General features: G+C 38.3%; 13 protein-coding genes. 10 read left to right on the top strand and 3 right to left on the bottom strand.

The genetic code is table 11. The features are described 5' to 3' along the window. Window positions 1-3 precede the first annotated feature (3 nt). A complete protein-coding gene (gene secB, locus G6R09_RS14110; protein WP_060997786.1) occupies window positions 4-474 on the bottom strand; it encodes a protein-export chaperone SecB in 471 nt (156 codons plus the stop codon). Window positions 475-604: 130 nt separating this feature from the next. Further along, window positions 605-1,042 carry a rhodanese-like domain-containing protein gene (locus tag G6R09_RS14105; protein ID WP_065169287.1) on the bottom strand — a complete coding sequence of 146 codons (438 nt, stop codon included), beginning with the start codon at window positions 1,040-1,042 and terminating at the stop codon, window positions 605-607. Between the two features lie 374 nt (window positions 1,043-1,416). On the opposite strand from G6R09_RS14105, the gene gpmM reads away from it, so the two are divergent. Both gpmM and envC read left to right on the top strand, forming a co-directional pair. Further along, window positions 1,417-2,958, top strand: a complete 1,542-nt coding sequence (gene gpmM / locus G6R09_RS14100) for a 2,3-bisphosphoglycerate-independent phosphoglycerate mutase (RefSeq protein WP_163923162.1) — start codon at window positions 1,417-1,419, stop codon at window positions 2,956-2,958. Between the two features lie 7 nt (window positions 2,959-2,965). Continuing rightward, window positions 2,966-4,258, top strand: coding sequence for a murein hydrolase activator EnvC (envC, locus tag G6R09_RS14095; RefSeq protein WP_163923159.1), 1,293 nt, complete (start codon window positions 2,966-2,968; stop codon window positions 4,256-4,258). A 56-nt stretch (window positions 4,259-4,314) separates the two neighbouring features. On the opposite strand, the gene G6R09_RS14090 is transcribed toward envC, so the two are convergent. Then, the gene (locus G6R09_RS14090; protein ID WP_065169284.1) at window positions 4,315-4,986 is read right to left on the bottom strand and encodes a TetR/AcrR family transcriptional regulator; all 672 of its coding nucleotides are present in this window, start codon (window positions 4,984-4,986) and stop codon (window positions 4,315-4,317) included. Window positions 4,987-5,275: 289 nt separating this feature from the next. Between G6R09_RS14090 and lpxM the strand changes: the two genes are divergently transcribed. From lpxM to G6R09_RS14050, 8 genes are read left to right on the top strand one after another with little or no spacing between them, the layout of a single operon-like run. After that, the gene (gene lpxM / locus G6R09_RS14085) at window positions 5,276-6,229 is read left to right on the top strand and encodes a lauroyl-Kdo(2)-lipid IV(A) myristoyltransferase (RefSeq protein ID WP_304622191.1); all 954 of its coding nucleotides are present in this window, start codon (window positions 5,276-5,278) and stop codon (window positions 6,227-6,229) included. A 7-nt stretch (window positions 6,230-6,236) separates the two neighbouring features. After that, window positions 6,237-7,421: an O-antigen ligase gene (locus tag G6R09_RS14080; protein ID WP_163923154.1), complete on the top strand. Its 1,185-nt coding sequence runs from the start codon at window positions 6,237-6,239 to the stop codon at window positions 7,419-7,421. 1 nt (window position 7,422) lies between these two features. Continuing rightward, window positions 7,423-8,172 carry a glycosyltransferase family 25 protein gene (locus G6R09_RS14075; RefSeq protein ID WP_163923151.1) on the top strand — a complete coding sequence of 250 codons (750 nt, stop codon included), beginning with the start codon at window positions 7,423-7,425 and terminating at the stop codon, window positions 8,170-8,172. 2 nt (window positions 8,173-8,174) lie between these two features. Next, a complete protein-coding gene (locus G6R09_RS14070; RefSeq protein ID WP_163923148.1) occupies window positions 8,175-9,257 on the top strand; it encodes a glycosyltransferase family 4 protein in 1,083 nt (360 codons plus the stop codon). 17 nt (window positions 9,258-9,274) lie between these two features. Beyond that, window positions 9,275-9,655 (top strand): HAD hydrolase family protein, encoded by a 381-nt coding sequence (locus tag G6R09_RS14065; RefSeq protein ID WP_065169280.1) that lies wholly within the window; start codon window positions 9,275-9,277, stop codon window positions 9,653-9,655. Continuing rightward, the gene (locus G6R09_RS14060; protein ID WP_163923145.1) at window positions 9,646-11,235 is read left to right on the top strand and encodes a capsular biosynthesis protein; all 1,590 of its coding nucleotides are present in this window, start codon (window positions 9,646-9,648) and stop codon (window positions 11,233-11,235) included. The genes G6R09_RS14065 and G6R09_RS14060 overlap by 10 nt, the downstream gene beginning before the upstream one ends. Continuing rightward, window positions 11,232-11,963, top strand: coding sequence for a glycosyltransferase family 2 protein (locus G6R09_RS14055; RefSeq protein WP_163923143.1), 732 nt, complete (start codon window positions 11,232-11,234; stop codon window positions 11,961-11,963). Before G6R09_RS14060 ends, G6R09_RS14055 begins: the two co-directional genes overlap by 4 nt. Further along, complete coding sequence (locus tag G6R09_RS14050; protein WP_163923140.1) at window positions 11,956-12,921, top strand: WavE lipopolysaccharide synthesis family protein; 966 nt, start codon at window positions 11,956-11,958, stop codon at window positions 12,919-12,921. The genes G6R09_RS14055 and G6R09_RS14050 overlap by 8 nt, the downstream gene beginning before the upstream one ends. Window positions 12,922-12,925 lie beyond the last annotated feature (4 nt).

Genomic DNA, 12,925 nt, shown 5'->3' with positions numbered 1-12,925 from the left:
AAATTAAGCTTCTGAATTAGCAGTATTTGCTTCAGCTTGGTTTTCTAGGTAGTTCATGAATAAAGCATCAAAGTTTACTGGTGCTAGGTTCAATTGTGGGAACGTACCTTTAACCACTAGGCTAGAAATTGTTTCACGTGCATATGGGAACAAAATGTTCGGGCAGAATGCGCCTAGGCAATGTGCTAGTTGTGGTGCTTCCATACCAGCAACAGTGAAAATACCACCTTGCTGAACTTCACATAGGAATGCATTTTCTTCTTCGTTCTTTACTGTTACGGTCAGACGAAGTACGACTTCATATACACCTTCAGCTAATTCACGGCTTTGAGTATCAAGATCCAATTTCACATCTGGATTCCATTCTTTTTGGAATACGTCAGGTGAGTTTGGCGCTTCAAAAGACACATCTTTTAGGAATACGCGTTGAATTTGGAAGTTTTGTTGTGCTTCGGTATTTGCTGCTTCAGCCATTTTTGGAGTCCTTTATAAATACTCGCTACCACGAGCTATTAATTATACTAGCAACTGTGAATTCCACAGGCTGCATCAATTTAAATCGTTACTTCACACTCAACAGGCTGCAAAGTCACATCGAATACAATTATTTTTTCTTGCTTGCAACAAGCGGTAAGTTTGCTTCATTCCAAGCAATAAGACCGTCTTTTAAAACGCTAACATTAGTAAAACCATCTTTACTTAACTGGTTTGCACTCTCTTGTGCTGTTTGACCTGTCTTACATACAACAATAATTGGGGCAGCTTTATGTTTTTCAAGCTCTGGTGTGTTCTGACGTTGAATTTGGCTTGGTAAAATGTGAACTGAGCCCACAATATGGCCTTTACGGAACTCATCACGATTACGAATATCAAGAAATACACCATCTTCGTTATTCACTAACGCGGTTGCTTCGTTAATACTAATCGTTTTGTACTTAGCATTTTTCTCCTTCACCATCGAGCTGATCAGTGCAACTACAATACCAATCCAAGCTAATGATAAAACAGGGTTACTGGTTAAAAATTCAATATATTGATGCATTTACTTTACTCTATTGTCATGGTTAGCGACTGCCAGCCATGATATGACGGGGCTAAAAAAATGAGTGTGAGTATACCTAGGATGCTGATCTTGTAACAGCACCCTTGAGTATAAAAGCTTATTGACTAATGACCTATCAATGAAATAGAAAAAAACTGTGATCTAGGGCTTACACTTTAATCAATAAATGCCTATATTCGAGTCTCAGTATAAATAGCGATACAATGATTTAGTTACATCTACTGCTACTGCTTTAATGTGCTTTTGTAGTAAAATCATGATAATTATTATATCAATTACCTTAAGTGGTGCGTCGTACACTGCGCCGATTAAGGTAATTGATGTATTTTATTTAATTCGAAGAGGGACAGCATATGTCTGCCAAGAAACCACTTGCACTTGTTATTCTAGATGGCTGGGGCTACCGCGAAGATAACGCTAATAACGCGATTGCGAACGCTAACACACCCGTAATGGATGCGTTAATGGCAAACAATCCTAATACGCTTATTGCAGCTTCTGGCTTAGAAGTTGGTTTACCTGAAGGCCAAATGGGTAACTCTGAAGTGGGTCATACTAATATCGGTGCTGGCCGTGTGGTATATCAAGATCTTACTCGTATTACTAAAGCCATTAGCGATGGTGAGTTTTTTGAAAACGAAGCACTGGTTAATGCGATTGATAAAGCAGTAAATGCAGGTAAAGCGGTTCATATTCTAGGTCTTGTATCTCCAGGTGGCGTACACAGCCATGAAGACCACATTGCTGCTGCGATTGAAATGGCTGCAAAACGTGGCGCAGAGAAAATCTACCTACACGCATTCCTTGATGGCCGTGATACACCACCACGTAGTGCACAACATTCACTAGAGCGTTTTGATGCCCTATTTGCCAAACTAGGTAAAGGCCGTACAGCGTCTCTTGTAGGTCGTTACTACGCAATGGATCGTGATAACAACTGGGATCGCGTTGAAGTTGCTTACAACTTACTGACGGCAGCTAAAGGTGAATTTACCTTTGCTAATGCAACTGAAGGTCTAGCAGCAGCTTACGAGCGCAGCGAAAACGATGAGTTCGTTAAAGCAACTGAATTACGTGCTGAAGGTCAAGAAGCAGCAATCATGGCCGATGGCGATAGCGTTATCTTCATGAACTACCGTGCTGATCGTGCTCGCGAAATTACTCGTACATTTGAGCCTGGCTTTACTGACTTCGCTCGCGCACAATTCCCACAGTTAGCTGATTTTGTAATGTTAACTCAGTACGCTGCTGACATTGAACTAACTACAGCTTTTGCACCTGCAAGCCTAGAAAACACTTTAGGTGAGTGGCTATCAAAGAAAGGTAAGAAACAGCTACGTATTTCTGAAACTGAAAAATACGCCCACGTTACTTTCTTCTTTAATGGTGGTAAAGAAGACGAGTTTGACGGTGAATCACGCTCATTAGTTGCATCACCAAAAGTGGCAACTTACGATCTTCAACCAGAAATGAGTTCACCAGAGCTAACTGAAAAATTAGTCGCTGCCATTAAGAGTGGTGAATTTGACGTTATTATCTGTAACTACCCTAACGGTGACATGGTTGGTCACACTGGCGTTTATGATGCTGCAGTTAAAGCGTGTGAAGCACTTGATAGCTGTATTGGTCAAGTTGTTGCTGCAATCAAAGAAATGGATGGCCAGTTATTAATCACTGCCGATCACGGTAACGCAGAAATGATGGTTAACCCTGAAACGGGTGGTATCCATACTGCACACACTAACTTACCAGTACCATTAATTTACGTAGGTAATAAAAACCTTGATCTTAAGTCTGACGGTAAGCTTTCTGATCTTGCGCCAACAATGCTGTCGCTAACAGATATCGAAATCCCAGCAGAGATGTCTGGTCAGGTGCTATACAATCTGAAATAATTATCCCATGCGGGATATTATTAATAGACACCTCAACCTAAAAATCCGCGCCAGTGCTTTATGCACTGGCGCTTTTCTATGTGTGGTTTTTGCAGCCCCATGTGCAGCATCCAGTCAAAAACAGCTTGATGGCGTAAAACAGGAAATATCACGCCAAAAAAATCAGCTCGACAGTAATCAGCAAAACTATGCTGCGTTACAAAAACAACTTAAACAACGTGAACTGGATATCGCTCAAACTGCAAATAAAATCCACCAAACCAATGACCAGTTAGCCGCCCTAACTCAGTCAATTACCAAGCTAGAGAATCAATTACAACAGTTACAACAACAACAACAGCAACAACTTAGTGTACTCAAAACCTTGATTAATGCTCAATATCGTCAAGGTAACAACAGTGACATCGCCAATCTTCTCAGCGGTGAAAATTCAGCAAAACTAGATCGAATGACAACCTATGCTGAATATGTCAGTAAAGCGCGCGCGAATGCCATTGATATGCTTGATGCGACCAAAACTGAATTACAGCTTAAAATCCACACTTTAGCTGAACAAAAAACAGAGAAACAGCAAGCACTTAACGAGCTCAACCAACAAAAACAACAACTTGATGGCCAGCAACAATCACGCCAGTTGACGCTCAATAAAATAAAAGCACAAATTCATACTAGCACTGAAGCACTGGCTGATCTGCGCGCAGATGAAAAGAATATGCTTAAGGCCATCGCTAAAGCCAAAGCTGAAGCAATTGCACGTGCTAAAGCTGAAGCTGCTGCACGCGCCAAGGCTGAAGCAGAAGCTCAAGCCCGTATTGCCGCCGCGAAAGAAGCCAAAGCCAAAGCCATTGCAGAGGCACAAGCAAAACAGCTCAATGCGCGTTACGCTAAAATGCATGTCCCTATGGATGGTTTATCCAGCCACAAAGGTAAGTTGGTATGGCCACTACGAGGGCCGATCATTCACAATTATGGTGCGCCATTACAACGTGAACTGCACTGGAAAGGAATGGTGATCAGTCAACCAATTGGTAGCCAAGTAAAAGCGATTTACTCAGGTAAAGTGGTATTTGCTGATTGGCTACGCGGTTATGGCCTGATGATCGCTATCGATCATGGTAAAGGTGATATGAGTTTCTACGGTTATAACCAAACCCTACTCAAGAAGATTGGTGATTCAGTACAAGCTGGTGAACCAATAGCATTGGTGGGTGACAGTGGTGGCCAAGAACAACCAGGGTTATATTTCCAGATCCGCCGCAAAGGTACACCGGTTGATCCACGACCATGGCTACGGCGCTAGTGTAATATCTAGCTAGCAAGGTTGGCCTATTCTATAAGGCCAACCTTGTTCCATGATTATTGACTGCTCGCGATCTTCTGCTGCTCTAAATACTGTTGTTCTTGTTCTAGATAATAGTGCTGCAGTGTTGCCACTCGTTGCTGACCAAGTTCGGTCGCTAATGGACGCACGATATTCAACATTTGTTGCACACCGTGATAAATCACTGTCTGAGTTATTTTTGCGCCCGCGACTTGAGTGGTTTGATAGCTAATCCATGATGAAGCGACCAACTTTAGCGTATCTGCTAATACTTTGAGATCAGCATCAGCGAGTGCAAGCAGACCTGCATCACGAAAATTGATCATAATTTGACTAATATTAAGCTGAAGTTGATTTTGTACTGCAAGGTATTTAGCCTGTAGGGTCGCATCTCGGCGTAAAATATCAGGTAGATTGGCATAGAAAAATCGATAACGCCACATCAATAGAAACACCGCATCAAGATAACGTAATAAATTATCTTCGATCGTTTCATCGGTACCCATAGGCTCAAAACTAACTTTTAAATCAATGGCATATTGATCAAAGATACAATGAATTATTTGTTCTTTATTGCGAAAATGATAATACAGATTACCAGGGCTGATCCCTAAATCAGCAGCAATATGGTTGGTGGTGACATTGGGTTCACCGTGTTCATTAAACAACGCCAATGCTGCATGAATAATTCGATCGCGGGTTTTCATTTTATTATCATCCTTCGCCCTTGCTGTGGATATAATGTTATCATAATTTAAGATTTTTCATCTGAGTAAGGTAATAAAAACCATGGCTTTAGCTACCAATGTAAATAATACTCAATGACTAAAAATGCGTTATTACTCAGTATTAATAAACTGGATGAATGGTTGATTTAATTACCATTTTACCTTCAGTTCAATAACGGTAGAATATACAAATAGCAGTGGTAATAACAACGTTATAAGTACGTTGGCATCATATTCGCCCACACCATAACTTCGTGAGATAAACGTAATTGATATGACTAAAAACCATTACGACAAACAAGCTTATAACCCTCAGTTTGAGTGGTCTTTTATCCACCCTCGTTATTGGGGTACGTGGCTCGCGGTAATAATTGCTTCACTATTAAGCTTATTACCTCATGGCGCACGTCGTGCACTAGCAACTATTTTTGCCAAACAAGCCATCAAACTGAAAAGCGGTGCTAACCATCGTGCGCGCGTTAATCTCAAAATGTGCTTTCCTGAAAAATCAGAGGCTGAGCGCGAAGCGATTTTATTACAAAATTTAATCACTGCAGGTAGCTTTCTAACAGGGTTTGCATCGCTATCATTACGCAATAAAGCTTGGCTTGAGCAGCACACGGTTATTCGTGGTATGGAAAATCTTACCTGCCTTACTGAGCAGCAACAAAGCGTGATTTTATTAGTGCCGCATACGTGGGCTATTGATATTCCAGCGGTGTTACTTGCCTCGCGTGGATTACCTGTATCAGCAATGGCAAAAAAACAAAAAAATCCAGTCTCTGATTGGCTAATGCACCGTCAACGAGTGCAATATGGCGGCCGTGTTTATGAACGCAGCGGCGGTATTAAACCGTTTATTAAATCAGTACGTGAAGGCTATTTAGGTTATTACCTGCCTGATGAAGATTTAGGCCCAGAACACAGTGTATTTGTTGATTTCTTTGGTACCACTAAGGCGACGATGGCAGGCTTAGGTCGACTATCAAAATTAAGTCGCGCTAAAATTGTACCGTTATTTGCCATGTACAACAGTGAAACAGGCATGTATGAATTGGATTTTTATCCTGCCCTGCCGTTTCCTGCAGAAACAGAAGAGCAAGATGCGCGCATGATGAATCAATGCATTGAACAATATGTTAGTCAGCGCCCAGAACAATATATGTGGATTTTACGTTTGTTGAAGACACGTCCGAATAATGATGAAAAACCTTATAATTGAGAATCGCATGTTTAAAAAACATTTAATTAACGGGCTTATACTATTGCCATTTATTTGGTTATCTACTGGGATCTATTTTACCCATAATAGTGATAAAACGATGGTCTTTATGACGATCATATCAATAATTACATCACTAACTATTTTTAAATTCAAAGTAGTGAAAAATAATTTTAAAAACAACCGTTTTATATGGCTATTAATAATAATTCTTAGCTATAATTTATTTTCTTATTTCTATAATGGCATTAGCTCACAAGAAATAAGAACTCTCACTGCCAGTATATTGTTGTTAGGCTGTTTTCCCTATAATATTCTAACTAAAAAAAACTTATCTATTCTAACGATTATTGGCACTATCTTTGGTTTCATTGGTACATGTTACTTTTCAAAAATATTACATCTGCAAAGAGACCAATGGCCGGTTAATGCTATTCCATTTAGTACTATCGTTGCTACTTATTTAGTTTTTTCCCTTGTTTTATTTCTACATACAAAAAGTAGAAAGATAAAAATAACGATGCTTATGATGTTTATCATAAATATTTCATCATTAATATTATCAGAAACAAGAGGAGCTATTCTTGCGGCTTCTATCGCAATAATTTTTATTTTAGCTAGCGAATTAAATTTAAACAAAATAAATTTAAAAGTAGTTGCAATATCTATAGTTGTCATATTCGGAATGTTTTTTATCTTAAAAAAACCGATTGACCAACGTATAGATCAAACAGCGGTTGAGTATCATAAAATTGAATCTGGAAACCTTACATCATCTGTTGGTTTACGATTACAAATGTGGGAAATTGCACCAAAATTAATAGAAAACAACATAATTTTAGGATTAGGTAAAGAACATTTAAAAAAACTAGATCAATTATACTTCCAAGGTTTGATTTCTAAACAATTATATGAAGCTCAAACACCGCACTATCATAACCAATATATTGATAAAATAATAAAAACAGGTCTTATTGGGCTTGTTTTATTCTTGTCCCTACTAATTATTCCTGTTTTTTTATTACGAAAAAAAAACATAATATATCAACAATTATCAATAGGTATAATTATTACTTTCAGTATAGCCTCTCTTACTGATGTACCATTTAATCATGGCCAAACATTATTTATATATCTATTGTTTATTGGCTTTTTTTATACATCGTCTTTAAATAAAGAGAAAGTTAAATAAAATGGTATCTATTTTTGTGATTAATATGGCCTCATCAACCATACGAAAAGAAAATATAATAAAACAATTAAATTGTTTAGATTTAAATTTTTCTATTTTTAATGCCGTCAATGGTAAGGAATCTGCGCATCCTCTTTTTAAGATGTATGATGATAATTTAAGTCAAACATATCGAGGAAAATCTCTCAGTAAGGGTCAACTTGGTTGCTATGCTAGCCATTACTTATTATGGCAAAAGTGTGTTGAATTAAATCAACCGATTATTATTTTAGAAGATGACGCACTGATTTACCCAAAGCCATTTATGGATATTATTACTAATATTGATTTACTGGCTAAAAAATATGAATGTATTCGGCTATTTGATAACAAAAGACCCAGCTTTTTTAAACTTAAGCAAATGATTTTACCGCACACCAGTATTTATAAGTTCAGTAAGGGACACATGAGTACAACAGGATATTTACTCACTCCAACAGGCGCTAAGAAACTATTACAACATTCAAATAAATGGTATATGGCCGTTGATATTTACATGGATCGGTTTTGGGTTAATCAACTAGAATGCTATGGCACAGTGCCTGCATGCCTAACTAACGATCCTATTTTTGACTCTGATATTGGTTATGGGAAACGAGCCCCTCGCAGTCTCGCTTGTAAAATCAAACGTGAAGTATTTAATTTTAAAGAATTAATACGCCGCGAGTACTACAACATTAAGTTCATTCTTAAAATGACACTCAAGAGATAACAATGAAGATTCTAGTTGCTAGCTCATACAACCACGCATGGAACAGCGTTCGCCCTGAAGCGGAAATGTTTATTGAAATGGTGAAGCAAGGACATCAAGTAACAGTAGCAACTCAAGGTGATGCTGACTACGTTGCTCGCTTTCAAGATCATGGAATTAAAGTTATCGATTGTTATCCAACTAAAAAAATCTGTCCTAAAACCATACGTACATTACACCACGAACTCAAAACAGGTGAATACGATATTTGTTATGGTTTTAATTCAAAGACAATTCCTAATGCGGCTTTTGCTTGTATTGGCACTCAAGCTAAAATGATCACTTACCGTGGCACAACAGGAGGGCTATATCGTCACGATCCAACAGCTTACCTTACTCACCTGCATCCAAAAGTCCAAGGCGTTATTTGTGTTTCAAATGCGGTCCGTGATGATGTTCGCCAACATATTCTGTGTAATCCAGAAAATGTAGTGACTATTTATAAAGGCCACCAGTTAGCATGGTATAACGTTGAGCCCACCAATCGTGCCAGTTTTAACCTTAGCGATAATGATATTATTGCAGTATGTGCTGCACATGTTAGGCCAAGCAAAGGTATTTCTGTATTGATTGAGGCAACTCACCATATAAAAAATCCTAACTTTCATCTGTTGCTGATCGGTAGTGGCTTTGAGCCGCACTTTGACGAAATAAAACAAAGCCCAATGGCAGAACGAATTCATCTTATCGGTCATCGTCAAGATGTCCCTGCTATTATGGCAATGGCGGATTTTCAAGTACAGCCATCAATCAGTGGTGAAGGTCTACCGCGTACAATTATAGAAGCAATGGCTAATGGCACCACGTCTGTTGTTACAACAACGGGCGGGTCACCTGAATTAGTTGATGATGGTAAAACAGGATATGTGGTTCCTGTTGGGGATGTGGCTGCATTTGCAACAGCAATGAATAAACTGATTAATGATAAAAATAAAATCCACCAGTTTAGTGTTGCGGCAAAAGAAAAGTTAGACCGTGAATTTAATGCCACAGAAACGGTGCGTCGTCATATCGCGTATTTTAACCGTATCCTTCAACAAAAATAATAAAAGTGACTATTATAATGAAAAAACTGATTGTTGATCTCGATGGCACTATCACATTAGCGAATACCAATGATTATGAAAATGTAGCCCCTAATTTAGACGTTATAGCGCAATTACAACATTATCGTCGCCAAGGTTTTTCTATTACTATCAGTACCGCCCGTAATATGCGGACTTACAATGGTAACGTTGGCCAAATTAATATTCACACACTACCAATTATTACCACTTGGTTGGATAAACATCAGGTTCCTTATGATGAAATTTTAGTGGGTAAACCTTGGTGTGGCCATGACGGATTTTACATCGATGATAAGGCCATTCGCCCGTCTGAATTTACCTCATTATCACTTGATGAAATTAATGCGCTGCTTGAAAAGGAAAAAATATGTTCCTAATCATGTCAGCGGCTTATATTAGTCAAGAACTTGAATCTGAATTTGGTGCACTGCCGCCATCGTTTTTACCGCTTGGTAATCGACGGCTTTTTCAGCACCAAGTCAAAAGCGCGCCAATAAATAAACATATTTATTTGAGTGTGCCTGAGAGCTTCACCCCTGAGCCACATGATCTACAATGGCTAACCAATCATCAGGTGACATTATTATATGTTCCTGATGGTTTATCCCTTGGCGCATCATTAGTTTCAGCTCTCACGCTAGCTGATTACACACCAGAACAATCTCTAAGTATTTTATTTGGTGATACATTACTACCCAATTTACCGACAGATAAAAATATTATTACCATCGCTCCAGTCGAAAACAGTTATGATTGGGCGGTAATTTCTAATGATAAGTCCCAATGGCTAAATACCGTCACCAACCGAGAGCAGCTTAACCAAACCCATGCGGTTTGTGGTTACTTTCACTTTAGTCATCCGCAACAACTGCTAAAATCATTGACTATGGCACATTGGGATTTCATTGAAAGCTTAAATTTCTATCACCAAAAATGCGGCCTAACAGCCATACCTGTAACTGATTGGCTTGATTTTGGCCATTTAAATACCTATTACCGTTCAAAAGCTAAATTTACAACTCAACGGGCATTTAACCAGTTAGAAATAAATGAAAAATGGATAACAAAATCTAGCACTAAAAAACAAAAAATACTGGCTGAAGCACTGTGGTTTAATCATATTCCAGCACCATTACGTATTTTTGTACCTCAATTTTTAGGCTTTCAGCAACAAGCAGATCACGTATCCTATCAACTGGAGTACCTACACTATACTGCACTCAATGAGTTATTTGTTTTTTCTAAATTACCACAATTAGTGTGGCAACAAATCCTCGATAGCTGTTTTGATTTTATTAATAGTTGCCAGCAGCATCCCGCACCTGAGAATACAACTCAAGGTTCAAGTTTGACCGCACTATTTGAACAAAAAACCACTCAACGCTTAACTGAATATTGTTTAAGTCACGGTCTTAATTTTCAACAGCAGTGGCACTATAATAATCAATTTTCGGCATCATTTGAGCAATTACTCACTTTAAGTCAACAATATTTGCCTACAACAATCACACCTGCAACGGTATTACATGGCGACTTTTGTTTTAGTAATATTTTATATGACTTCAGAATGGGAAGAATTAAGACTATCGATCCTCGTGGTATAGATCTGAATAATGAACTCACGATCTACGGTGATACTCGCTATGACTTAGCGAAACTAAGCCATTCAATTCTAGGCTTATATGATTGGATTATTGCAGGCTACTATGAGGTTACAATTCAACAACAACACATTTCATTTACCATAGATACGCCACCGCATATTTTACCGATTCAACAATTATTTATTGCATCGATAAAGGAGCATTACCAGTTAGATGAAACTGCGTTATATGCGATGCAAATTCAATTATTTCTCTCCATGTTACCGTTACATGCTGATGATTCGGCGCGTCAACAAGCATTAATGGCAAATGCATTTCGTTTATATCAATTAATTCTGGATTCTAAATCATGATTGTTATTCCAATGGCCGGGCTTAGTTCACGCTTTTTTAATGCTGGCTTTACGCAACCAAAATACATGTTGGATGCGCATGGCGAAACGCTTTTTGCACACGCAATTAATAGTTTTTCGCATTACTTTGCAACAGAATCATTTCTGTTTATTGTACGAGATGTTCACAATACTGTGGCATTCGTCAAGCAAGAAATTGCCCGCTTAAATATTAAAGACGCCCATATTTTTGTTCTTGATAAATCGACTCGTGGCCAAGCTGAAACTGTGTACCTTGGTTTACAATCATTACCTAATTACCAAGGCTCTGTGACTATCTTCAATATCGATACTTTTAGACCAGGATTTCGCTATCCTGCAGAGATTGAAAAATGGGATGGTTATTTAGAGGTTTTTAAAGGTCATGGGGATAATTGGTCTTTTGCTCTAGCTGAAAATGACAGCTCATCGCGCGTAATAAAAACAACTGAAAAAGAACCGATTTCTGATTTATGTAGTACCGGTCTGTATTATTTTGCTGATTGCCAATTATTTAACCAAGCTTATCAACAATACTTAGCCAAACCACAAACGGAATGGGCAAAAGGCGAACTGTATATCGCACCACTTTATAATGATCTTATTACTGCTAACTATGCTATTCATTATCATTTAATTGATAATAATGAGGTGATATTTTGTGGCGTTCCTAAAGAGTATCAAGCATTCTTAGGAGCACCCCATGAATAATACTTTTCAACAAATTACTGTTGTAGTTCAAGGTCCAGTACAAAATTATCAAGGCCGAACCCACCACGAAGAGGGGATCACTCAACGCTGTCTTACTAGTATTCGCACTCACTTGCCTGATGCTACAATAATTTTATCAACATGGCCTGATCAAGATTTAAGTGGCCTTGATTACGATCAGTTAATTATCAGTCAAGATCCAGGCCAAAACTACGATGGTTTTTGCCCAGTCAACTACCACCGCCAAGTTTTATCAACTCAAGCAGGGTTAGATGCAGTTACAACGCCTTACGCTGTTAAATTACGTACTGATAATTTTTTAACGGGGAATGAGTTTGTTCAAATCCAGCAGCAGTTCGCTAAGACTGAGCTAGACCAACAAATTTTTAGTGAAAAAGTCGTTATCAATTCCAACTTATTCCGTCGCAGTTCTCATGGCCATCGTGTGATTATGAGTCCAAGTGATTTCTTCTATTATGGACGTACAACTGATCTAAAATTAATTTGGCAACAGCCTGATTTTAATCAACATGACTTTTCACAGCAGCTTATTCAGCAAGCACAAAAAGTGGCAGGGACGCCTTTTGCGTTAGAAGCCGAACAAACTTATTGTCAGATCTGGTTAAAGAGTATCGCGCAAGATAAAACTCCGTTACTTAAACATCGATTTGATGTTAATCGTCATGATATTATTGTTTGGGAGCGTTTTTTAGCGAATAATATTATCATTGCCGATCCTGAAACGATGGGACTGGGCTTAAGAAAGATTTCACAACGGAAACTAAAACGCGCTAACGAATACAGTCATATTGATTGGCTTAAGCTATATAAAAAATATTGTGATAATACAATAACAATTACCATCGATAAAAATCAGCGCCAGCTTGAGTTAAGACGCCTCTTTAAATTGCCATTGAGCAAATTAGCTTTTAAAATTAAAAATCGTGTACCTGCTTAAATAA

It is taken from the genome of Photobacterium sp. Alg240-V54 (assembly GCF_900537155.1).
GTDB lineage: Bacteria > Pseudomonadota > Gammaproteobacteria > Enterobacterales > Vibrionaceae > Photobacterium.
Note: the sequence above shows the minus strand (reverse complement) of the source record. Positions and strands in the feature narration are given on the sequence as shown.

Excerpts from the sequence above, each read along its gene's own strand:
- G6R09_RS14060 (WP_163923145.1), top strand. The coding sequence starts at position 9,646 with ATGTTCCTAATCATGTCAGCGGCTTATATTAGTCAAGAACTTGAATCT.
- secB (WP_060997786.1), bottom strand. The coding sequence starts at position 474 with ATGGCTGAAGCAGCAAATACCGAAGCACAACAAAACTTCCAAATTCAA.
- G6R09_RS14065 (WP_065169280.1), top strand. The coding sequence starts at position 9,275 with ATGAAAAAACTGATTGTTGATCTCGATGGCACTATCACATTAGCGAAT.
- G6R09_RS14075 (WP_163923151.1), top strand. The coding sequence starts at position 7,423 with ATGGTATCTATTTTTGTGATTAATATGGCCTCATCAACCATACGAAAA.
- G6R09_RS14080 (WP_163923154.1), top strand. The coding sequence starts at position 6,237 with ATGTTTAAAAAACATTTAATTAACGGGCTTATACTATTGCCATTTATT.
- gpmM (WP_163923162.1), top strand. The coding sequence starts at position 1,417 with ATGTCTGCCAAGAAACCACTTGCACTTGTTATTCTAGATGGCTGGGGC.
- G6R09_RS14050 (WP_163923140.1), top strand. The coding sequence starts at position 11,956 with ATGAATAATACTTTTCAACAAATTACTGTTGTAGTTCAAGGTCCAGTA.
- G6R09_RS14105 (WP_065169287.1), bottom strand. The coding sequence starts at position 1,042 with ATGCATCAATATATTGAATTTTTAACCAGTAACCCTGTTTTATCATTA.
- G6R09_RS14090 (WP_065169284.1), bottom strand. The coding sequence starts at position 4,986 with ATGAAAACCCGCGATCGAATTATTCATGCAGCATTGGCGTTGTTTAAT.
- G6R09_RS14070 (WP_163923148.1), top strand. The coding sequence starts at position 8,175 with ATGAAGATTCTAGTTGCTAGCTCATACAACCACGCATGGAACAGCGTT.
- G6R09_RS14055 (WP_163923143.1), top strand. The coding sequence starts at position 11,232 with ATGATTGTTATTCCAATGGCCGGGCTTAGTTCACGCTTTTTTAATGCT.
- envC (WP_163923159.1), top strand. The coding sequence starts at position 2,966 with ATGCGGGATATTATTAATAGACACCTCAACCTAAAAATCCGCGCCAGT.